The organism is Flavobacterium azizsancarii, from assembly GCF_027980145.1.
Lineage (GTDB): Bacteria > Bacteroidota > Bacteroidia > Flavobacteriales > Flavobacteriaceae > Flavobacterium > Flavobacterium azizsancarii.
The window spans coordinates 51,486-76,733 of record NZ_JAMZNK010000002.1; the positions used below are offsets into that span (position 1 = coordinate 51,486).

Annotated in this window: 12 protein-coding genes; all 12 read left to right on the forward strand. The window is 36.0% G+C overall.

The features are described from left to right. The first annotated feature begins 120 nt into the window (after positions 1–120). On the forward strand, positions 121–3,546 hold the full coding sequence (locus NJT12_RS01470; protein WP_271334155.1) for a glycosyl hydrolase: 3,426 nt from the start codon (positions 121–123) through the stop codon (positions 3,544–3,546). Positions 3,547–3,907: 361 nt separating this feature from the next. After that, positions 3,908–5,341 (forward strand): sialate O-acetylesterase, encoded by a 1,434-nt coding sequence (locus tag NJT12_RS01475; RefSeq protein WP_271334156.1) that lies wholly within the window; start codon positions 3,908–3,910, stop codon positions 5,339–5,341. A 304-nt stretch (positions 5,342–5,645) separates the two neighbouring features. Further along, the gene (locus NJT12_RS01480; RefSeq protein ID WP_271334157.1) at positions 5,646–7,976 is read left to right on the forward strand and encodes a DUF5703 domain-containing protein; all 2,331 of its coding nucleotides are present in this window, start codon (positions 5,646–5,648) and stop codon (positions 7,974–7,976) included. Positions 7,977–7,982: 6 nt separating this feature from the next. Beyond that, on the forward strand, positions 7,983–10,430 hold the full coding sequence (locus tag NJT12_RS01485; RefSeq protein WP_271334158.1) for a pectate lyase family protein: 2,448 nt from the start codon (positions 7,983–7,985) through the stop codon (positions 10,428–10,430). Between the two features lie 302 nt (positions 10,431–10,732). Next, a complete protein-coding gene (locus NJT12_RS01490; protein ID WP_271334159.1) occupies positions 10,733–12,754 on the forward strand; it encodes an aceric acid hydrolase in 2,022 nt (673 codons plus the stop codon). A 74-nt stretch (positions 12,755–12,828) separates the two neighbouring features. Continuing rightward, the gene (locus NJT12_RS01495; RefSeq protein ID WP_271334160.1) at positions 12,829–13,815 is read left to right on the forward strand and encodes a pectinesterase family protein; all 987 of its coding nucleotides are present in this window, start codon (positions 12,829–12,831) and stop codon (positions 13,813–13,815) included. A 13-nt stretch (positions 13,816–13,828) separates the two neighbouring features. Next, a complete protein-coding gene (locus NJT12_RS01500) occupies positions 13,829–14,611 on the forward strand; it encodes a rhamnogalacturonan acetylesterase (protein WP_271334161.1) in 783 nt (260 codons plus the stop codon). A gap of 739 nt (positions 14,612–15,350) precedes the next feature. Then, complete coding sequence (locus NJT12_RS01505; protein WP_271334162.1) at positions 15,351–18,734, forward strand: SusC/RagA family TonB-linked outer membrane protein; 3,384 nt, start codon at positions 15,351–15,353, stop codon at positions 18,732–18,734. A 19-nt stretch (positions 18,735–18,753) separates the two neighbouring features. After that, complete coding sequence (locus tag NJT12_RS01510) at positions 18,754–20,736, forward strand: RagB/SusD family nutrient uptake outer membrane protein (protein WP_271334163.1); 1,983 nt, start codon at positions 18,754–18,756, stop codon at positions 20,734–20,736. 88 nt (positions 20,737–20,824) lie between these two features. After that, complete coding sequence (locus NJT12_RS01515; protein ID WP_271334164.1) at positions 20,825–22,528, forward strand: polysaccharide lyase; 1,704 nt, start codon at positions 20,825–20,827, stop codon at positions 22,526–22,528. 105 nt (positions 22,529–22,633) lie between these two features. Beyond that, a complete protein-coding gene (locus NJT12_RS01520) occupies positions 22,634–23,305 on the forward strand; it encodes a DUF3826 domain-containing protein (RefSeq protein ID WP_271334165.1) in 672 nt (223 codons plus the stop codon). A gap of 77 nt (positions 23,306–23,382) precedes the next feature. Continuing rightward, positions 23,383–25,089 carry a polysaccharide lyase gene (locus NJT12_RS01525; RefSeq protein ID WP_271334166.1) on the forward strand — a complete coding sequence of 569 codons (1,707 nt, stop codon included), beginning with the start codon at positions 23,383–23,385 and terminating at the stop codon, positions 25,087–25,089. The last annotated feature ends 159 nt before the right edge of the window (positions 25,090–25,248 follow it).

Below are 25,248 nucleotides of genomic sequence, written 5' to 3' on the forward strand. Positions count from 1 at the left end.
TCGAAGTTCTTTACGGAATTTCGCGTGTGATTTCTCCTTCGTCGAAATGACAAAAATGTGAATAAAATAGTATGTATTGAACCCGACAAGTTTTTAAAACCTGTCGGGTTTGCCAAACGAATGAAAAAAACAATAATAATGTTCCAAAAAACAATCTTCTTTTATGTATTATTTTTCACGGGACTCATTTCCGCGCAGCAAATCCATAAAAAAGAAAATAATCCGTTTCAGCCCACAATCGAATCCTCAAGACCTTGGGTATATTGGTATTGGATGCAAAGTGCTTACTCAAAAGAGGGGATCACAGCTGATCTCGAAGCGATGAAACAAGCCGGAATTGGGGGTGCCTATTTAATGACCATTAAAGGACCGGCAAGTCCGCCATTGATCAATCCGCCGGTTTTACAACTAAGTCCTGAATTCTGGACTTTGGTACGTTGGGCTTTGACAGAAGCAGACCGTTTAGGCGTAAAAATCGCTTTTCATCCCGCTGATGGTTTTGCCGTTGCCGGAGGTCCCTGGATTACACCCGAAATGTCGATGCAAAAAGTAGTTTGGGCTGATATTACGGTAAACGGCTATAGTTTCAAAAAACTGCAATTACCAACGCCAAATCATTACAAAGACTATTATAAAGATATTGCCACATTTGCTGTTCCGGTTAAAGAAGCATATACAACATCAAATCAAAATCGCCCAAGAATTACATCTACTGTTCCTAATTTCGATGCATCATTTTTAAGTGATAGTAGTAAAGACGATCAATTTAGGTTAAAGGAAAAAGGCTGGATACAATATGAATTTAATGAGCCGTTTTTATGCAAATCGATTCAGATAGAAACCAAAGGAAATAATTATCAGGCGCATCGTTTAATCATTGAATTTAGTGATGATGGCAAAAACTTTAAAAGCCTTGGTCGATTGATAACCCCGCGTCACGGCTGGCAGGATGTTGATGCTTTTTACACCCATAGTATTGTACCAACAAAAGCCAAATATTTCAGGTTCATTTATGATCCGGAAGGAACAGAACCAGGCGCAGAAGATCTTGATCCCGCAAAATGGAATCAGGGTTTGAAAGTCGCAAAAATACTCTTGTCGAATGAACCCTTGATCGATAATTATCAGGGAAAGTCGGGAGCCATTTGGCGTTTGAGTCCACAAATAACAGACAAAGAAATCAGTAGAGCTGATTGTATTGATCCATCAAAAATGATTAATATCTCGAAGTTTGTGGATCAGAAAGGAATTCTAAACTGGAAAGCTGCATCAAAAGAAAATTGGCGAATTATCCGTTTTGGATATACATCGACAGGGCATGAAAACGCGACGGCAGGAGCAGGAAGAGGTCTGGAAGTAGATAAGTTTAATCCTGAAGCCATTCGTTTTCAATTGGATCATTGGTTTGGCGAAATGCTTAGAACTGCGGGTCCTGAATTAGCTTCAAAAGTGGTCAAAATATTACATATTGATAGCTGGGAATGCGGCAGCCAGAACTGGTCGCCCGTTTTTAGAGAGGAGTTTAAAAAGAGAAGAGGTTATGATATAGTAGATTATTTGCCGGTTATGGCGGGAATTCCAGTGAAAGATATTCAGACTTCAGAGAAAGTGTTGTACGATGTTAGAAAGACGATTTCAGAATTGGTTGCGGATAACTTTTTTGCAACATTAGCTGATGAAGCTAAAAAAGCAAACGTGAAATTCAGTTCAGAGAATGTGGCACCAACGATGATGAGCGACGGACTTTTACATTTTAAACATATCGATTATCCTAGTGGTGAATTTTGGTTAAAAAGCCCAACACATGATAAACCAAACGATATGCTGGATGCTATTTCGGGCGGACATATTTACGGAAAAGACATTATTCAGGCAGAAGCTTTTACAGCGTTACGAATGGATTGGGACGAACATCCGGGAAATTTAAAAACTTTAGCAGATCGAAATTACGCTCTTGGAATTAACCGTCTTTTCTATCATGTTTTCGTTCATAATCCGTGGATAGATCGTAAACCGGGAATGACTTTAAACGATATAGGAACTTATTTTCAGAGAGACCAAACGTGGTGGAAACCCGGAAAAGCCTGGTTTGATTATTGTCAGAGAGTTCAGTTTCAATTGCAAAAAGGAAAACCTGTTGTTGATTTGGCCATTTTTATTGGTGAAGATTTGCCATCGCGTTCAGTACTTCCGGATCGATTGGTACCTTTTATTCCGAATGTTTTTGGCGCAGCAAGAGTTGAAAGTGAAACCATTAGATTAAAAAATGAAGGTCAGCCAAGTATTAAAATCCCAAAAGAAGTAACGTCTACTAAAAATTCTACGGATTTATCGCAATGGATCAATGCCATGAATGGTTATCAATATGATTCGTTCAACTCCGATGTTTTATTGAATAATACGAAAGTAGAAAACGGAAAAGTAATCTTTAGTAATAGTATCGAGTACGGCGCTTTATTGTTTCCGGGAAGTCATAAAATGGCTCCAAATAAATTGATTTCTTTGGCTGTAGCCGAAAAAATGCTTCAGTTGATAAAAGAAGGAGCAACCGTTTTTATTCATGAAAAACCAGATTTGCAACCCGGAATACAATCCAAAGAGAATCATCAAAAATGGCAGAGTGTTTTAGATGAAATCTGGAATAATAAACAGAATGTTTCTTCATGGAAAATAGGAAAAGGAACAGTAATTAAATTGCCTTATCAAGGAAAGGACTTCACTTCAATTGGAATTGAGCAGGATATTTATTTTCCAAAATTAAATAGAGATGATTCCCAAACGATTGCCTGGACACATCGAAAATCTTCAACGGAAGATATTTACTTTATATCCAATCAGAAAGAAGAAAAAAGAGAGTTTGAAGCTTCATTTCGTGTTGCCGGAAAAAGACCGGAATGGTACAATCCTGTAACAGATAAAACTTCATCTTTAGTAAATTGGAAAATCGAAAACGGACGTACAATTGTGCTTTTGACTTTAGATAAAAACGAGTCCGGTTTTGTGATTTTTAAAGAAAACACAAAAGAAGTCGTTGCAAAGGATTATAATAAAGCAGCCGAATTTGAAACGGTTCAGACTTTAGATGAAAAGTGGGAATTGCAATTTGATCCTGAATTTAAAGGTCCGAAAGAAGTGGTAAAAACGAACAAACTTTTTGACTGGAGTACATCTCAAAATGATCAGATTAAATATTATTCCGGAACAGTAATTTATAAAAAGGAGGTTAACTGGAAAGGAAAAAATACTTATAAAATCTGGTTGGATCTGGGGACAATTGCTAATCTCGCAGAAGTAACCATTAACGGAAAAGAGTGTGGGACAATTTGGACTTTCCCTTATAAAGTTGCTATTTCTGAAGCCTTGAAAAAAGGAAAAAATACAATCGAAATCAAAATTACCAATACATGGGCAAACCGACTAATTGGTGATGAGAAATTACCAAAAGAAGAAAGATTAACCTGGACAACAGCGCCTTTTAGATTGGAGGGAGAGCCTTTATTAAAAGCAGGGTTGTTAGGGCCGGTTGTGATTTTGAAAGAAAAATAAATGTTTTTGCCTTGTAGACTGGACTAAAGTCCAGCCCTATAATATGTTTCGAGCCGATGGCTCTTTTGCGTAACGTAAAAGTTTTGAGGAACGATTTACATTATAGCGTGGGGTTTTTAACCCTATGGACTGGACTAAAGTCCAGCTCTATAATATGTTTTGAACCGATGGCTCTTTTGCGTAACTTAAAAGTTCCGGAGGAACGATTCATATTGTAGCGTCGGGTTTTAACCCGATGGACGATCAGATTGGAACAACGGATTTTAATGCGTTGTAATTTAAAATAAAAAAAGCCTCGAAATTCACGAATGATTGTAGAAAGATTATAATATAAAATTCGTGGCTAAAAAAAACTTAAGAAATGATACATTTTAAAAATTTAATTATTGCACTTCTATTGCTTTTTGCAAGCTTTCAAATCCATGCAAAAATCAAATTACCTGCATTGTTTTCGGACAATATGATGCTGCAGCAAAAGTCGAATGCACCAATGTGGGGGTGGGCAGAAAAGAATGGAAACATTACCATAAAAACATCCTGGAATTCCAAGATTTACAAAGCAAAAGCAGACAATCTGGGCAAATGGAAAGTGGCCTTGCAAACCCCAATTGCGGGAGGGCCTTTTACGATAGAAGTGACGGAAGGAACTGAAAAAGTAATCGTAAAAAACGTATTGATTGGTGAAGTCTGGCTATGCTCAGGACAATCGAATATGGAAATGCCTTTGAAAGGTTTTCAAGGGCAACCTGTGAAAAACGGAAATGAAATCATTGTAAGATCAACCAAGAAAAACATTCGTTTGATTACGATTCCAAGAGCAACAGTTCTCGAACCATTGGATAATTTTGAAGGTCAATGGGAAGTTGCTTCTCCAAAATCAACAGCTAATTTTAGTGCAACAGCCTGGTATTTTGGTTCACTTTTGCAAGAAGTTTTAGATGTTCCTGTTGGTTTAATTCACGTTTCTTACGGAGGATCAAGCATGGAAGCGTGGATGAATCAGGAAATGCTGAAAGATTTCGCAAGCGCTAAAATCCCAACAAAAAAAGAAGAATTAGCGAAAGATCCAAATCGTGTTCCGACAACTTTGTTTAACGGAATGCTTTCGCCTGTTATTGGCTACGGAATCAAAGGCTGTATCTGGTATCAGGGCGAATCGAATTATGAAAAAGCTAATGAATACGCAGCATTAATGAAGAAAATGGTGAGCAGTTGGAGAACGTTATGGAAACAAGGCGATTTCCCTTTTTATTACGCTCAGATCGCACCATTTAATTATGCTACATTTCATCCAAAAGACTATCTGGAAAAATACAATTCGGCTTATTTAAGAGAAGCACAATTGAAAGCGACAAAGGAAATCCCGAATTCAGGAATGGTAGTTTTAATGGATATTGGAGAAGAAAATAGTATTCACCCAATGGACAAGGAAAAAGGCGGAAACCGACTGGCTTTTCAGGCTTTGGCCAGAACTTACGGAATTGAAGGTTTCGAATTCGAAAGTCCGAAATACAAATCGATGGAAATAAAAGACGGTTCGGTTACAGTTTCTTTTGATGATGTCGCCAACGGAATTACAGCATATGATAAAGAAGTTACCGGTTTTGAATTGGCAGGAGAAGACAAAGTGTTTTATCCCGCAAAAACCGTAGTAAGAAGAAAATCAGTGGTTTTGACTTCTGATAAAGTAGCGAAACCAGTTGCAGTAAGATATTTGTTTAAAGATTTTGCCAAAGCAGAATTGTTTAGTGCAGGAGGTTTGCCTGTTTCGTCTTTCAGAACAGATGAGTGGTAGGATTTTAGTTAAGAGTTAAGAGTTAAGAGTTATGAGGTATAGGTTAAGAGTTCGACGCCTGGTTTATCATTTCGACCGAAGGGAGACTCGAGCCATAGCGAACAGACGAAGTAAATCACACTCGTAATTCGACAAAGATTGAAAATATTCTGAATGGAGCATCTAGTATTATTTCTCTCGCGAAGTTTCGAGCGAGAAATGACAAGAAATGAAAAAAATATAAGAATTAATCTGCTCAATCTGCGATAGAAAATTAAAATTTAGATACCTACAAGGTTTTTGAAACCTTTCAGAAAAGAAAACGATGAGAAATAATATACTATTTATACTTTTCTTTATAACGCTTTTTAGTAAAGCGCAAATTCCCGCGCTCAATAACTACAATCAAATCTGGAATACGCAAAGCAATAATGCGTCAGAATCAATGCCCTTAGGCGGTGGTGATATTGGCTTGAATGTTTGGGTAGAAAAAGGAGATTTGTATTTTTATTTTTCGCGCAGCGGAACTTTTGATGAACATAATACTTTATTGAAATTAGGTCGCGTAAAAGTGACTTTAACACCAAATCCGTTCAAGGATGATAAAGGTTTTTATCAGGAATTGGTATTGAAAGACGGTTATGTTCTGATTGCTCAAAATAGTACCAAAATCAAGGTTTGGGTAGATGTCTTTAAACCTGTAATTCATCTGGATTTAGAAAGTAAAATGCCCCTCAAAATGACCGCTTCTTATGAAAGCTGGCGTTATAAAAACAGAGATTCGAAAGGAAAAGCAAATAATGCCAATTCTTATAAATGGGCACCTCAGGGAGATATTATCACGTACAAAGATTCTGTTTCATTTGAAAATAATGGCGTAAAATTCTATCACAGAAATCGAGAACAAACTATTTTTGATGTTGCGGTAAAACAACAAAAAATGGAATCCGTAAAGGATCAAATGCTGAATCCTTTGGCGAATCTTACTTTTGGCGGATTCATGACCGGAAATAATTTAAAACCGGACGGAAGTTATACCGGAATGTATCAAAATACAGATTTTAAAGGATTTAGTCTTTCAAGTATAAAACCTTCAAAAAAGCATTCGCTAGCACTTTATTTAAATACAAGCCAAAAAGATATTCAGACTTGGAATACGGATTTAAAAAATCAAATTTCATCAAATAAAAATACTGTAAAACAAGCAGAAAAAAACACGATCAAATGGTGGAATAATTTCTGGAACAGAAGCTTTATTTATACACAAAAAAGCAATTCTATAGCAAAGGATTCTGTCTATCAGATTGGGCAAAACTATCAATTATTTCGCTATATGTTAGGCTGCAATGCGTACGGAAAATATCCAACGAAATTCAATGGCGGACTTTTTACGGTTGATCCTGTTTTTACAAATCCCGATTTGAATTTTACACCTGATTTTAGGAATTGGGGTGGTGGAACGATGACAGCACAGAATCAAAGATTGGTTTATTTTCCGATGATAAAAAGCGGTGATTTTGATATGATGAAATCGCAGTTGGATTATTACCTGAGCCTGCAAAAAAATGCCGAATTAAGAAGTCAGGTTTATTGGAAACATAACGGTGCATCTTTTACAGAGCAATTAGAAAATTTTGGTTTGCCAAATCCTGCTGAATACGATTGGAAACGCCCCGCAGATTACGATCCAGGAATGGAATATAACGCGTGGTTAGAATACGAATGGGACACGGTTTTTGAGTTTTGCCAAATGATGTTGCAACAAAAAGAATATGCAGGAGAAGACATTCAGAAGTACAATCAATTTATTATTAGTTGTCTTCGTTTTTTTGATGAACACTATCAATATTTAGCCAAACAAAGAGGTCGAAAAGCGTTGGATGGTAATGGACATTTGGTTCTTTATCCCGGTTCAGCAGCAGAAACGTATAAGATGACGTATAATGCCAATAGCACGATTTCGGCTTTGCAAGTAATTACAGAGCAGCTTTTAAACCTTTCACAAAAAGAATTACCCAAAGAAGATCTAGAATACCTGAAAGGATTTCAAACCAGGATTCCGCCTTTGAATTTCGGAGAGATAAACAATAAAAAAGTATTAGTTCCTGCAAAAACATGGGAGCGAATTAACAATTCTGAAGTTCCACAATTATATCCGGTTTATCCGTGGGGAATTTACGGAATCGGGAAACCGGATTTAGAAACAGCCTTAAATACATGGAAATATGATACTGATGCGGTAAAATTCAGAAGTCATGTGGGCTGGAAACAGGATAATATTTTTGCAGCAAGATTAGGATTAACCAATGAAGCAGCAAAATATAATGTGTTTAAAATGGCCAATTCAGACCGAAGATTTCCGGCATTTTGGGGTCCGGGTTTCGATTGGGTTCCGGATCATAATTGGGGCGGATCAGGAATGATAGGAATGCAGGAAATGTTGTTGCAGGAAAACAACGGGAAGATTTATCTTTTTCCGGCCTGGCCAAAAGAGTGGAACGTTCATTTCAAACTACATGCAAAACAAAATACAACTGTTGAAGCTGAACTTATAAATGGCGAATTAAAAGTTTTAAAAGTGATTCCGGAAGAAAGAAAAAAAGATGTGATAAATCTGCTGGACAAAACGGTAGAAGAAAAAATAAAAATAAATTAAAAAAACATGATACAAAAATTAGTTAGTTCCTTTGCTTTAGCATTACTTTTTGCTGCAAACGGACAAGCACAATCTGAAAAACAAATCGTTAAAGTCGATTTTGATTTTTTTCAAAGAAGATTAGAAGAAGTTCACGATCCCAGTTATGATTCCTGGGTAATCACCGATGCAAAAGAAGCGGAGAAATCCTTTAATAATGTAACCTTTAAACTAAAAGGAAACTTTACATCAAAATGGTATAAAGTAGGTATGAATGCGCCTTTTTATAACAGATTAGGAAGTGACGGTCTGGTTACTGCTGAAAATTTAGAACTAAAAATAAGCGGATTAAAAGAAGGGAAACATACTATGCTGACTTTTCATAACGCTTTTGATGTGATTACAGGAAAGACTTTTTCACCCATCAAAATTTATGTAAACGGAAAATTAGCAGAAACTGTCAATGCAAGTCAAAGAGCGAATGCTAAGATTGATGCTGCAATGGTATATCTTATTTTTAATGCTGAGAAATCTAAGGATGTGATCATTCGATTTGGAATAGATCCAACCACAAATCCTGATGTGGTAAAACAAATTGTGATCAATGGTTTTGAGATTGACACACCAAATTTAATGAATCAAGCGCGTACTCCGGAACCTAAAAACAGAGACGAGCATGTTGAAGTAACTAAAACTCTGATCTTAAAATGGGATGCTCCAAAAAGCGTTGCAGCCCATAAATTGTATTTCGGAGAAGATGAAACTGGTGTGAGCAATGCGACAGAATCTTCAAAAGAATTTAAAGGAAAATTAACTGATAAATCTTTTTCAGTTTCTGATTTATACAGCGGTACAACCTATTACTGGAGAGTTGATGAAGTAGATCATAAAGGAGAAGTGACTTTGGGAAATGTATGGTCATTTAAACCGGCACAATTGGCTTTCCGCGGAGCTGAAGGATACGGACGTTATGCAGTAGGAGGAAGAGGTGGAAAAGTGGTAGAAGTTACCAATTTAAATGACGATGGTCCCGGAAGTTTACGTGATGCTGTAAATCAGGAAATTGGTCCAAGAACGATTGTTTTTAATGTATCCGGAAATATAAAACTGGCATCAAGATTAGTAGTAAATCAGCCTTATATTACAATCGCAGGACAAACTGCTCCTGGTGAAGGAATTACATTGAGCAGAGCTCCAATTGGGCTTACCGGAAATGACGGTATTGTTCGATTTTTGAAAGTGAGAATTGGCGGAGGTACAACTTTTGACGGAATGGGATTAACGGGTGCAAATTATAGTATTATTGATCATTGCTCGATTAGCTGGACAATTGACGAATCGTTTAGTTCTCGTGGTGCGCATCACATTACGTTACAAAGAACACTAATTTCTGAAGCATTAAATGTGGCAGGACACGATAAATACGAAGCTGGAAAAATGCACGGTTATGCAGCAACAATTGGCGGTGATATAGGTAGTTTTCATCACAATTTATTGGCGCACAATTACGGTCGTAACTGGAGTATTGGCGGAGGCTTAAACGGAGATGGTTTCTATTCCGGCAGGTTAGATATCACCAATAATGTAGTATACAACTGGGGACATCGTACAACTGATGGCGGTGCAAATGAAGTTAATTTTGTCAATAATTTTTACAAGCCCGGAGCTTCAACGAATATTTTTGTAGCGTTAAATGCGCAGCATGAGGGAGTTGGAAAAGGAATGCAGCGTTATTATTTTAATGGGAATGTGATGCCGGGTTATTTCGATGAGAAATCTCAGGAAAAAGGAAGAAAAATGACCGTATCAAATAGAGAGATGGTCAATTATGAAACTTTCGTCGATAAGCCATTTTTTCCATCATTTGTGACTACTCAGTCGGCTAGAGCGGCTTATAAAGATGTACTTTCAGATGTGGGTGCGAATCAGCCTTTCTTTGACAAACACGATAACCGAATTGTCGATGAAACTTTAAAAGGAACTTATACTTATAAAGGCAGCAAAAGTGGTTTAGGCGGAATGATCGATAATGAAGCGGATGCCGGAGGATGGCCCAATTTTGCCACAGAAACCCGCCCAGCTGATTTTGATACCGATCATGACGGATTACCAAATTGGTGGGAAAAAGCATTTGGCTTAAACGAAAATTCTAAAGCAGGAGATTTTTCGGATGCCAATTCAGACACAGATAAAGATGGTTTTACGCAATTAGAAAATTATTTAGATTGGCTGGCAACGCCTCATTATTTTATTAATTCCGGAGGAAAAGTGGCTTTTTCAGTGCAGGATTATTTCAAAGGATATGAGAAGAAACCGGTTTATACATTCTCTGAAGTAAAAAATGGGAAAGTTACTTTAAAAGGAAAAGAAGTTCAGTTTACTGCAACCAATAAAGGTTTTGCATCTTTCATCATTTCAGTAAAAGATGCTGATGGAGACTCAATGAGCCGTGTGATTAATTTCTTTGTCAAATAAAAAAGTTTGCCACTAATTACACTAATTTCCACGAATTAATTATCAAAAAAATTAGTGCTAATTTGTGGAATTCGTGGCGAAAAAACAGCACACAGATGAAGCAGATCTAAACGGATTCACGCAGATTTTTTTAATAATACAATTAAAATATAATCTGCTCAAATCTTTTTAAATCTGCGTGAAAAAACAGCACACAGATTTTACTTATATGAGCGGATAAAAAAAATCCGTAATAATCCGTGTTTTGCTTTAGCAATCCGTGTCATCAGCGTTACAACCACAATACCAAGAACATATTCAAAATGAAAAAGCATATAATCTTATTATCGACAATACTTTTTTCTACTTCCTTTTTGGCACAGAACAAAGGATTAGTAGCCAATTCTGAAAGCCCATATTCTAAATTACAAAGTGTTGGTCTTCAAGATGTAAAATGGACAAACGGTTTCTGGAAAGAACAATTTGATGTAGAAACTAAAAATACGTTGCCATATATGTGGAATTTGTATCATAACGATTCGGTTTCACATGCTTATAAAAACTTCGAAATTGCAGCAGGATTGATGAAAGGAAAATTCAGCGGACCTTCTTTCCATGATGGAGATTTTTATAAAATTTTTGAAGGAATGGCGGCCACTTATGCGGTAACAAAAGATAAAAAACTGGATCAGCAGATGGATAAAGCGATTGCACTTTTTGCAAAAGTACAGCGCAAAGACGGTTACATTCATACTCCGGTTTTAATCGATGAACGTTGGGGAACTTTAGGTCCGGAAGAAGTAAAAAAACAATTGGGTTTTGAGAAATACAATATGGGACATTTGATGACGGCTGCCTGTATTCATTATCGTGCTACCGGAAAAATAAATTTTCTGAATATAGCAAAAGGAGTTGCTGATTATTTATATGATTTTTATAAAAAAGCATCACCGGAATTGGCGCGAAATGCTATTTGTCCATCACATTATATGGGAATTGTCGAAATGTACCGAACCACCAAAAATCCAAAATATTTAGAGCTTGCCAATAATTTAATAGATATTAGAGGAACGACAGAAGACGGAACTGATGACAATCAGGACAGAGTTCCGTTCAGGCAGCAAACTACTGCAACGGGGCATGCTGTAAGAGCCAATTATCTTTACGCTGGCGTTGCTGATTTGTATGCAGAGACCGGAGAAAAGAAATTACTGGACAATCTCGAATCGATTTGGGATGATGTTACCTATCGAAAAATGTATATTACCGGAGCATGTGGGGCTTTATACGATGGAGTTTCGCCAGACGGAACTTCTTATGATCCTACTGTCGTTCAAAAAATTCATCAGGCTTATGGACGACCATTTCAATTGCCAAATGCTACGGCGCATACAGAAACTTGTGCCAATATTGGAAATGTCCTTTGGAATTGGAGAATGCTGCAAATTACAGGAGAAGCAAAATATGCTGACATTGTCGAGTTAGCACTATACAACAGCGTTTTATCAGGCGTTAATCTCGAAGGAGATAAATTCTGTTACAACAATCCGTTGAATGTTTCTGATGATTTACCATTTCATCAAAGATGGGGAAATGAACGCGAAGGCTACATTAAATTATCCAATTGCTGCGCACCAAATGTCACAAGAACCATTGCTGAAGTTGGAAATTACGCTTATAATCTTTCGAAAGAAGGTTTAATTGTAAATTTATACGGAAGCAATACTTTAAATACAAAAACATTAAGCGGAGAATCATTAGAAATAGAACAGCAAACTAATTATCCATGGGACGGAAAAATAACATTGAAAATTGTAAAAGCACCAAAGGATAAGTATACTTTCTTTTTAAGAATTCCGGGTTGGAGCAGTGGTGCTGAAGTTGCTGTAAACAATTCTAAAATTCAGGATAAAATTATTTCAGGCACCTATTTCAAAGTAAATCAAAAATGGAAAAAAGGAGATGTAATCGAATTAAATCTGCCTATGCCAGTAGAGTTGATGGAAGCCAATCCTTTAGTAGAAGAAGTTAAAAATCAGGTCGCTGTAAAAAGAGGACCTTTAGTATATTGCTTAGAATCAGATCAGCTTCCTGTGAATTCGAGTGTAAATGATGTCGTTTTAAATCTTAATTCAGATTTCAAAATTGACTTTACAGAATTAAAGAACAGAAAATTGATGACGATTGAGGCGACGTCTTTTATAGCGCAGGACAATTCATGGAAGTATTCACTTTACAAGCCAATTTCGGCAAAAGACGGAAAATCGGTAACTATAAAATTGATTCCGTATTTTGCATGGGGAAATAAAGGAAAAGGGGAGATGACCGTTTGGATGTCACACTAAAAAATAACATATATAATCTTTGTCAAAGTTTTATACTTTGACAAAGATATTGAGATCAATTAAATTAAAAAATCATGAAATATATTCTAGCTTTATTTTTATTAGCAATCCCTTTTGTACGCGCACAAACCCTTGATAATCGGTTAGAACTAACCGTTGCAAAAGATGGATCCGGGGATTTTAAAACCATTCAGGAAGCCATTAATAATGTTAGAGATAATGCAGATAAACACGTGGTAATAACAATAAAACCCGGAGTTTATAAGGAAAAATTGGTTATTCCCGCCTCTAAAAATTTTATTACTTTAAAAGGAACTGACAGAGATAAAACTATTATTTCATTTGATGATTACTCGGGAAAACCAGTTAGAGAAATAGATGCATCTGGCAAGAAAGAATTTGGTACTTCAACTTCCTATTCGTTTTTAATACAGGGAAATGATTGTACACTCGAAAATCTAACGGTCGAAAATACCGCAGGAAAAGTAGGGCAGGCAGTGGCACTGCATATCAAAAGTGATAGGGTTATAGTAAAAAACTGCAATATTTTAGGAAATCAGGATACGCTATATTTATCCGAAGGCAATACACGCAGCTATTTTGAAAACTGTTTTATAAATGGTACAACAGATTTTATTTTTGGAGCCGCGACAGCCTATTTTTATAAATGTACTATAGAAAGTTTAAGTAATTCCTATATTACAGCTGCTTCGACTCCTAAAGATCAGCCTTATGGTTTTGTTTTTACTGATTGCAGGCTTACAGCAAAAGACAATACAGTTGATAAAGTCTATCTGGGAAGACCATGGAGACCTTATGCACAAACTGTTTTTATAAATACAGACATAGGTTCGCATATTGTACCTGAAGGCTGGAATGCCTGGATTGATACAAGATTTCCTGATAAAGATAAAACGGCTTATTATGCAGAATATGGTAGTAAAGGACAAAGTACCAAAAACGTAGCTCAAAGAGTTTCATGGTCACATCAGCTTAAAAAGGCAGATATCAATAAATACAAAAGAGAATTAGTTTTTAATGGATGGAATCCGAATAAATAACAAATAGACGCTCATGAAAAATTTCAAAATCGCTATCATTACAATAAGCTCAATTTTAATATTGAGCGCTTTTAGTTTTAAATCTAAAACCATGACAATTTATTTAATAGGAGATTCAACAGTTGCAGATTATTCGCTGGAAGAAGACTATCAAACCAAGAAATTTCCTCAGGTAGGCTGGGGGCAAATGTTTCAGCCCTTTTTCGAGAAAGACAGTTTGAAACTTGTAAAAAGTAGTATAGGAAATGCTACCGAAGTAAAAATCGATGATCGTGCCAAAGGAGGAAGAAGTACCAGAACCTTTTTTCAGGAAGGACGTTGGGCTGCTGTTTATAAATCACTTCAAAAGGGCGATATGGTAATGATGCAGTTTGGACATAATGATGCATCGGTTGAAAAAACAGAACGTTATGTAAACATTGAAGGTTATAAAGAATTTTTACGCCTTTTCATCAATCAAACCAGAGAAAAAGGAGCGACACCCATACTTTTGACTCCGGTTGCGAGAAACTATCCATGGAAAGAAGTGAAGTTAACAAACGTTCATGGCGAATATCCGCAAGCGGTAAAAGATGTGGCAAAAGAATTGAACGTTAGGCTAATAGATTTAAACGAATTGTCTATGAAGTTTTTTTCTTCTAAAGGACAGGATTTTGTTACGACAAATTACTTCATGAATTTTGAGGGTGGTGTATTTCCTGCTTACCCTAACGGACAAAAAGATAATACACATTTTCAAACTGCCGGAGGGATAGAAGTCGCAAGATTAGTGTTTGATGCCATGAAAAAAGAATAGTTCTTCACCTATATGAAATTAGTGTCACAAACAAATCCCGTGGCAATTCGTGACATTCGTATTATTCTTAAACTTGCGTCCAGACGGTAGGATCCTTCACTTTTTTTTCTTTTAAAAATTTGATAATCCCTTAATATCGTTAAACAAAAAAGGTTTTTTTATACTGTAAACATCTTGCCAAATTTAATTGGTCAGAATTTACGTTTAAAAAAATAAAATTTTAAAAAAAATCTATAGTAAGTTTTTATTAGTGTTTTTAATAGCTACTGTAAGTTTTTTATTAATTAACAAGTGTGTTTTTTACATGAAAACTAAAATAGAGATTAAAGACATATCTTATTTAATTGATTCTGTATCAACATACAAATTATGAGTTTTACGAATTAAACAGCTTACAATTACTTTTACTGCTTTTTTTTCTTCTTTTTCTATAAAACAGGTTTTTGTATTGGATTATAGTCAAACATTTTCTTTATTTTTTCTGATACACATATTGTTTTTTTCTTTTTTTTATTAATATTGTTTTTTTAAGTGTAATTTTTTGGGATAATACTATTTTAACAGGATAGCACAGGACGGTTGTAATACGCAATCGTTATATTTTTGGATCAAAATTAATAAATGTGTTTTGGACATTTAATAAACGATTTAGGATTTATTTAGATTTTGTTTATTAATAAAACATATTAAACATGGCAAACACTTAAACAATTACTAACCTAACCAAAAAAAAACATTTATGAAACAAGCACTTATAAAAAGATGTAGTTTTCTTTTGTTTACATTAATGACAGTGATGAGTTATGCTCAAAACTCAACCACTTACACTACTGTAACTGTAACAGGAACTGTTACCGATAATTTAGGAGGCCAGTTACCCGGAGTTAACGTAACTGAAAAATCTTCAAAAAATACAGTAACTACAGATTTTAACGGGCAGTATACAATAAAAGTAAAGACTGGATCGACTCTAGTTTTTTCTTTCATTGGAATGAAGAAATCAGAATTACCATTAAACGGACGTAATATTCTTAATGCAAAATTAACCGAAGATTCTAACCAATTAGAGAATATTGTTGTGGTAGGTTATGGTACCCAGAAGAAAAAAGAACTTACAGGTGCTATCGCTACGATAAAAGCAGATGATTTGATGGATTTGCCTGTAGCTAATTTATCTGATGCTCTAAAAGGATTGGTTCCGGGTCTTTCTGTTTCAGGAGGTTCAGGGCGACCAGGAGATGCTTCAAGTATTCAAATCCGACAATCTTTTGGTTTCTCAAAAGATGGAAATTCAACAATACCTTTAGTAATCATTGATGATATGATTCAGGTAGATCCAATGAATGGTAAACCAACATTAGAGCAATTCAATAGATTAGATGCCTCAGAGATCGAAAGTATTACGGTTTTAAAAGATGCGTCTGCTGCAATTTACGGAGCTCGCGCATCACAAGGAGCGATTGTTGTAAAAACGAAACGTGGTAAAGCAGGTAAAGCAAAATTCTCCTATAACAGTCAGTTTGCAGTAAATGATGCTGTGAGTCATAGTAAAACGATGAATGCTTACGAATTTGGAGTTTTTAGTAATAGATTTCTAACGAATCAAACACCAACTATTGATCCAATTAAATTGTATTCTGCAGCTGAATTGGAACAAATGAAAGGATTGGATTATGATTGGCTAAAAGAAGCATGGAAACCAGCTATTCAACAAAAACATTCCTTCAATGTGAGTGGAGGCGGTGAAGATATTACCTATTTTGCAGGAGCAACATATTTTACTCAGGATGCCAATTTAGGATACCAAAAATATGATAAATGGAATTATCGTACAGGACTTAATGCCAAAATTGCAAAAAATTTAGAATTATCTGCTTCTATTTCAGGGACTACAGGAACTATTGATAAAACTTTTAGTAAAGCATCTGCAAATATTAGCGATGGTAGTTTTGCTTCTTCTACGGGAGGAGAACAGGCTGATTATGGGTTCTTGCTACACATGCCACAACACGTACCATGGCAGACAACAATTGGGGGGCAACAGTATTATGTATCGCCGTTTCCTAATTCAAATAAAAATTTAGGAAGTGCAAATGCAAATAATACAATTGCGGGATGGAACTATTTTGCGAATTTAAATAATGGCTCACATCAAATTAGTGAAGACAATTCGACTAACGTAAATGCTTCGCTGAATTATAAAGTCGCTGCTGTAAAAGGACTTTCTGCTAAAGTGACCTATTCAAGGACACAAAGTTCTAACTATACAGAACAAATTCAATTACCGTATGACCTGGTAAGAATTAGAAATTATGAAACACAGGATAATCACCTTGCAAGCGCAGCTGATCCAAGTTTTTATAATCAAACTACTAATCCTCAAGGTGATTACCTTTTAGAAACAAATATCAGAAACTCAAGAGTATACTATAACAATAGTAACAGTAAGAGTACTCAGGGAGATTTTATGATCAACTATGAAAGAACTTTTGGTGAGCATCAGATTGGTGCAATGGTAGGTGGTGAAGCTTCTGAAATTTATAATACAACTACCAGATTGGCTTACGAACAGACCTCTAAAGATTATTTGGGAAATTATGCCACAGCTGGAACCCTTAATGCTTCAAATAGTATTGCAACAAAAGTAGAGGGAGGAACACTTTCTTATTTTGGGCGTATTAACTATAGTTATAAATCAAAATATTTAGCACAATTTCTTTTCCGTAGTGATGCCTCGACTAAATTTGCTCCGGAACACTACTGGGGATATTTTCCATCACTTCAGGTTGGTTGGGTAATGTCTAAAGAAGAGTGGTTTTCTAATAACATACCGTGGGTCGATTTCTTTAAAATTCGTTACTCTATTGGTAAAACCGGAAAAGATAATCTTCAGCCTTGGAAGTGGGTTCAGTTTTATGATGTTATTGTGGACAAAGGTTTCCAATTTGGAGATAAAGGAGGATTAAATGGTGCAGGTTTGACACCTAGAGTAAATCCAAACAGAGATGCAACCTGGGATACTACAATAAAAAATAATCTTGGTTTTGATCTTAATGTGTTAAATAACAGATTAAATTTTACAGCTGATTTTTATTATGATAAAACTTCAAATATGTTAACAGATATGAGTAGTGCTGCTGGTGTGCCAATTTCTATTGGTGGGGCATTTGCAGAACAAAACTATGCAGCTGTTGATGCTTGGGGATCAGAGTTTAGCCTTAATTGGAGTGATAAAATAAAAAGTGATGTTAGTTATAATATAGGTATAAACTTTAGTTATGCCAATAACGAGGTAAAAAAATATCCAACTCAGGCAGTTGTAGCTCCATCTAATAACGCTGTTAGAGAAGGACAATCGATAGGATTTAATCCTGTTTGGGGATTTGCAACATGGAAGGGAACTTCTACAGGAGATGGTATTTTACGTACAGATGCTGATATTGCTAATTATTGGTCTTATTTGACTGAGCGTGCTACTGCAGCTGGTACGGTACCAAGATATTTTGACATCAATTCTGCTTCAGGAATCAGAAAAGGATCATTAGCGTATCAGGATGTTGCAGGACAACTTAATCCTGATGGAACTTTAGGAGCACCAGACGGTCAGATTATGAAAGAGAATGATTACGTAAAATTGGCTAATAGCAGTAGAACTTGGGGTTTTACTACAAACTTAGGTTTTAAAGCAAAAGGATTTTACTTCAGAACTCAAATATCAACTTCATGGGGAGGTGCTACTTTTGTTGATTTAGTACAACAAGGAACTTCTAGTGCAGCAAGTATGTGGTCGCATGAAACTTTCTGGAATGATATGTACGGAGATGATAATCCAAACGGAAAATATCCTAATATGGCACAATGGGCATATATGTCAGGGCCTTCAGATTTTTGGCAACTAAACACTTTCCGTTGCTTCGTTAGAAATTTAAGTATTGGTTATGATATCCCTAAAAAAGTTTTTGCAGATACTAAAATTGCAGCTATAACATTAGGTGTAACAGGTACAAACCTTTGGGATTTATACAATCCTTATCCAAATCGTTACCGTAATATGTATGACAACTCTTCTGTAGGATATCCTACACTTAGAACATGGTCGCTTAATTTCAACATCTCATTCTAATTCTAATTTGAAGACAATTATGAAAACAAAATTTAATATATATATTGCAGTAACACTTACACTTATTTTAGGTGTTTCCTGTAGTGATGATTTTCTTAAAGAAAAGAAAAATTACGGTTCATATGATGATACTTTTTATCAAAGTCAGGAACGTACACAAGCTTATGTCGATAATCAGTATTATGACTTTTTTAGTGCTTTTAAATCACCAATACAAAGCGTAGTGGGATCTTACACAGACACAAATTCAAAACTTACTGAAGAATTAGGAGGTACACAGGATTATATCAATCCAAATAAAACCCTAATAAATGCAGCTGATGCCAGTGCGTATTATGGGGCTAAAATTGGAACAGGTATTACCAATAGTCCTTATAATAGAATTAGAGAGTGTAATAATTTATTAGAAGATATCGATGTAAAAGGAGCCACCCTTGATAAAACATTTCGCGATCAGGCAAAAGGACAAATGTATTATTTGCGTGCTTTGCAATATTTTGATTTAATGCGTACTTATGGAGGGGTTCCCCTTGTAACGACAGTTCAGGCAGCAGCAGCAGATAATCCTGAAATTCAATTACCAAGAGCAAAAGTTTCTGAAGTTGTAGATCAGATTGTGAAAGATTTTGATATGGCGGCAAGTTTACTGCCTGGAACCTGGGCTTCGGCATCCACAAACTACGGACGTGTTACAAAAGGTGCAGCTATGGCTCAAAAAGCACGTGTATTATTGACCTATGCAAGTCCATTATTCAATAAAAACTGGGATGGTTCTAATGACCGCTGGGATGCCGCCTTGAAAGCAGGATTAGCAGCAGAGGCTCAATTAACAGCAGATGGTTATGGATTAGTTGGAAATAGTGCTAAACAATGGGAGCAAATGTTTCTTGTTGATAATGCTTTTTGTCCGGAAGCAATTACAGTACAATTTACTAAGTCTGATAATAATGCTCAAACTATGAATAACTCTTGGGAAAGAGCAATTCGTTTGCAAGGTCAGGGTGGTGTTGGAGGTGGTACACCTGCGCCTAAAGAAATGATAGATTTATTCCCAATGGGAGATGGTAGAAGACCTACAGCTGCAAATGGATATAATGATTTTACGTTCTTCGTAAATCGTGATCCAAGGTTTTACAGAACATTCGCTTTCTCCGGAGCGAGATGGGCATACAAAGAAAATACGACTGCTGTTCTTTGGACATACCGTTGGTTAGATGCATCAAGTAAAATTGGTTACGCAGATGGAAACAGTTCAGCATCAAGCCCAGCTTTTGTTAGAAAAATGACGAATTTGACAGCCTCTAATTCTAGTAATTACCAGTATTCGCCAACTGATATTTTTGAATATCGTTATGCAGAATTACTATTGAACATTGCTGAATGTTATGCAGCATTAGGACAAACAGGAAATACTGTAGCGTATTTAGGAAGAATTAGAAACCGTGTAGGAATACCTTCTGCAAATAATTACGGAATCGGAACATTATCTGATAAATACAGTGCGATAGAAGCTGTATTATACGAACGCAGAATCGAATTGGCTTATGAAGGAAAACGTTTTTGGGATGTACAGCGTTGGATGCTTTATGATAATGAGACGCTTCCCGGAGTTACTGGTGGTACAGTTAGTAAGTTAGGTTTAGCACCCATTAATGGTACACAACGTACAGGGAACTTTTTACAGTATAAAAATACAGCCGCATCAATATCGACTGATCCTTTGGCAGCAGCACGTGCAAATGTAGTTGCAGATCCAGATGCCGCTAATTTTCAGGCTCAATTGGCAACATTAGCAACTTTTTATAATACTAATTTTACACGTACACCTTTAGTTACACCTATGGATAATTTTAATGGTGCTGCGGTCAAAATTAAGTTTAATCCAAATTATTACATAAACGGATTGAATAGTACGGCATTAACACAAAATACATGGTTGCTTCAAACTATTGGATGGAATGATGCTAATGGTGGAAGTGGAACCCTAAATTATCAAGAATAAACATAAAAACACACATAAAAACGGTCACCTGTATTCTTTTTAATACAGGTGATTTGTTTAAAAAGAATTACCAAAAGTAAAAATTAACATGAAAAATTCCGTATTATTTATCGCAACTCTGCTTTTTTTAGGAAGTGCAAAGTGTTTCGCTCAATATCCAAAACTAAGTAAAGAAGTTCAGGAACAAGAAAAGGCAATTAAAGACGAAGCTTCAAGACTTTCTGACGAAGCGTGGGAAAAAGCACTCGTAATTATCGAAGAAGAAGCTAAGCACGGAAAACCATATATTCCGTGGGCATCAAGACCAAATGATTTACCACAAGCAGAGATTCCTGCATTTCCGGGAGCCGAAGGTGGAGGAATGTTTACTTATGGAGGTCGTGGTGGAAATGTTTATACAGTAACAAGTCTGGAAGACAGAGGACCGGGAACTTTGCGTGAAGCCTGTGAAAAAGGAGGAGCAAGAATCATCGTTTTTAATGTTGCCGGAATTATCAAAATCAAAAGCCCGTTAATCATTCGTGCACCTTATATTACAATTGCAGGACAAACTGCTCCGGGTGATGGAATTTGTATTGCAGGAGAATCTGTTTGGATCGATACGCATGACGTAATTATCAGACATATGCGTTTCCGTCGTGGAGAAACTTTTGTAGGCCGTCGTGATGATGCTATTGGAGGAAATCCGGTGGGGAACATTATGATCGATCACGTATCAGCAACTTGGGGATTAGACGAGAATATGTCAATTTACAGACATATGTACAGTCCTGGTGCAGGTTATCCGGACGAAAAGAAACCTACAGTAAATATTACGATTCAAAATAGTTTATTTGGAGAAGCATTAGATACTTATAATCATGCTTTTGGAAGTACTTTAGGAGGAGAAAATTGTGCTTTTGTTAGAAACATGTGGGCAAACAATGCCGGTAGAAATCCTTCGATTGGATGGAATGGTATTTTCAATTTTGTAAACAACGTCGTTTTCAACTGGTACAACAGATCAACAGACGGAGGAGATTATACAGCAAATTATAATATCATCAATAACTTTTATAAGCCAGGTCCTGTAACTGATTTGACTCAGCCAATTAGCTACAGAATTTTAAAACCGGAATCAGGAAGAAGCAAATTGCCATATATGGTTTTTGGTAGAGCGTATGTAAACGGTAACGTCGTTAACAACAACGAAAAAGTTACAAAAGACAACTGGGACGGTGGAATTCAGATCGAAAATAAAAAAGGTGAATTAATGGCGTATGACGAAGCTAAAGATTTTTTTGCTAAAATGAAAAGCGACAGACCATTTCCGATGCCTTGGTTCAATAAATTTATGACTGCAGAAGAGTCTTATGATTTTGTACTTAAAAACGTAGGAGCAACATTACCAATCAGAGATAAAGTAGACGAAAGAATCGTAAGAACAGTAAAAACAGGAGTTCCTGAATATGCAAAAGGATTGGAGAAAAAAACATTCTACCAGTTCGAACACAGACGTTTACCGATGGATTCTTATAAAAAAGGAATTATCACGGATATCTCTCAAGTTGGAGGATATCCAGAATACAAAGGAAAACCTTATGTTGACACAGACAAAGACGGTATGCCGGACAAATGGGAAAAGAAACACGGATTAAATCCAAATGATCCTTCAGATGCTAAATTAGATACTGATAATGACGGATATTCTAATATCGAAGAATATCTTAACGGAACAGATCCAAATCAAAAAACAGACTGGAAAGATTTAAGTAACAATCATGAGACCTTAACAAAGTCCATACAAGAATAATCCAGAGAGAAAGTAAGTAAAAAAGTCTGCCTAATCTGTGAGAAAAAATAGCCCACAGATGAGGCAGATTTTATAAAATCATTGTAATTCATAACCTTTTTTAAAATGAAATCGATAAAAAACATAAGTGTTCTAATGCTGTTACTGATATTCGTTACCAGTGTGGCACAACAGCATTTAGATCCGGAATACATCAAAGTAACCAACGAAAGAGCGGCTAAAATTGTAGAAAAATTAGGATTGAAAAATCCTGAAAAAGAAAAAGCCGTTACAGATATTGTAGCACAGCAATTCAGGGATTTAACTGCTATTCAGGATCCAAGAGATGCTGAAATCAAAAAAGCAAAAGAAGATGCCGGTTTATCAAAAGAAAAGCAAAACGAAAAGATTGATAAACTAAAGTCAAAAGCAGATCAGTCTATCGAAAAATTGCATACAGCTTATCTTAAAAAATTAGGAAAACAATTATCAGAAGATAAAATTACTGAGGTAAAAGACGGAATGACCTACGGAGTTTTGCCTATTACCTACGCAGGATATCAGGATATGTTGCCGGCTTTGACAGAAGCGCAAAAAGAATATATCTATAAAGCTTTAGTAGAAGCAAGAGAACACGCCATGGATGGTGGATCATCTAAAGAAAAACACGGTTGGTTTGGAAAATACAAAGGAAGAATCAATAATTATTTATCTAAAGAAGGTTACGATTTAAACAAAGAAAGTGCCGACTGGCATAAACGTGTTGAAGAAAGAGAAAAGAATAAAGCAAATAAATAGATTCCGCTAAGACCTCACAAGATTTAAAAACCTGCTAGGTCTATTTCGAAAGTCATAAACTTCAGATCATAATTCTCATGCAAAATAATTCCTCAAATAGTATTTTAAAACGAACAATGATGATCGCTTCATTTTGTTCAGTGGTTTCATCTGCATACGCACAATATCCTGTAATTCCGAAACCGGTTCAGGAAAAAGCCGATGCAATTTTAGCAGATGAAGAAAAAAGGTTAAACGAAATTTGGACTTCCAATTATAATATCATTCAGTCCGAAGCAAAACAAGGAAAACCGTATTTGCCTTGGGCTTCTTACCCTAAAGATTTTGTTCTGGCAGATATTCCCGCTTTTCCGGGAGCCGAAGGAGGAGGAGCTTTTACACAGGGAGGAAGAAGAGGAAAAATATTTGTTGTCACAAGTTTAGAAGACAGCGGAAAAGGAACATTTCGTGAAGCCTGTGAAGCCGTTGGGGCAAGAACAATTGTATTCAACGTTTCCGGAATTATTCAGTTAAAAAAACGAATCAGCATGCGTGCACCTTACGTAACCATTGCGGGACAAACTGCTCCTGGTGACGGAATTTGCATTGCAGGCGAAACATTAGAAATAGATACACACGACGTTATCATCAGACACATGCGTTTTCGCAGAGGCGCCACAGATGTTACCCGTAGAGACGATGCGCTTGGAGGAAACCCGATGGGAAATATAATCGTTGATCACTGCTCTGTAAGTTGGGGATTAGACGAGAATATTTCGTTGTACAGACACCAATTTCAAGTCAATGATAAATCTAAATTAGAGAAATTGCCGGCTTGTAATATTACCATTCAAAACACGATTTCATCTGAAGGATTAGATACTTATAATCATGCTTTTGGAAGTACAATTGGTGGATTGAATAGTACGTTTATGAGAAATTTATGGGCAGATAATATTTCAAGAAATGCTTCTGTTGGAATGTACGGAGATTTTAATTTCGTAAATAATGTAATCTTCAATTGGTGGAACAGATCTGTTGATGGTGGAGATTATCGCTCGATGTTTAATATCATTAATAATTATTATAAACCGGGACCAATAACACCAACAGATCAGCCAATTCGCTATAGAATTCTAAAACCGGAATCAGGATATATGGTACCAAAAACTTACGGAAGAGCGTATGTTGCAGGAAACTATATCGATGGTTCGCCGGAAGTTACGGCAGACAACTGGAATGGTGGGATACAATTAGAAGATATGCCAGATGAACAAAAGAAATCATATCTGGAATTAATCAAACAGACTAAACCCTTTTCGATGCCCAAGTTTACTATTATGACGGCAGAACAAGCATATGAGTTTGTATTGAATAATGTTGGAGCAACTTTTCCTAAAAGAGATATTGTCGACGAAAGAATCATAAAACAAGTACGTACCGGGAAAATAGATGCTAAGGACGGATTAGAAAATGCAATTGGCAAAGAATATATAAAAAGAAGATTACCTGCGGACTCTTATAAAAAAGGAATTATAACACACCCGGATCAGGTTGGCGGTTATCCGGTATACAAAGGAAAAGCCTATAAAGATTCTGATAATGATGGGATTCCGGATGCATGGGAGAAAAAGTTTGGTTTAAATCCAAATGATGCTTCAGACGCCAATAAAGATGCAAACGGCGATGGTTATACCAACATTGAGAAATATTTTAACGGAATCGATCCAAAAAGTAAAACTGACTGGACAAAACCTGAAAATAATACAGATACATTGGCTAAACTAAAAGGATTAGTACAATAATGTTTTAAATTTATTCCGTTGACAATATTATTTCAACGTCTAACAGGTTTTTCAAAACCTGTTAGGTATTCAAAGAATAAAAGAAAGTAGGTTAGAATGAATTTCGACAATATAAGATCGAGAACTAATACCCAACAGGTTTTTGGAAACCTGTTAGGA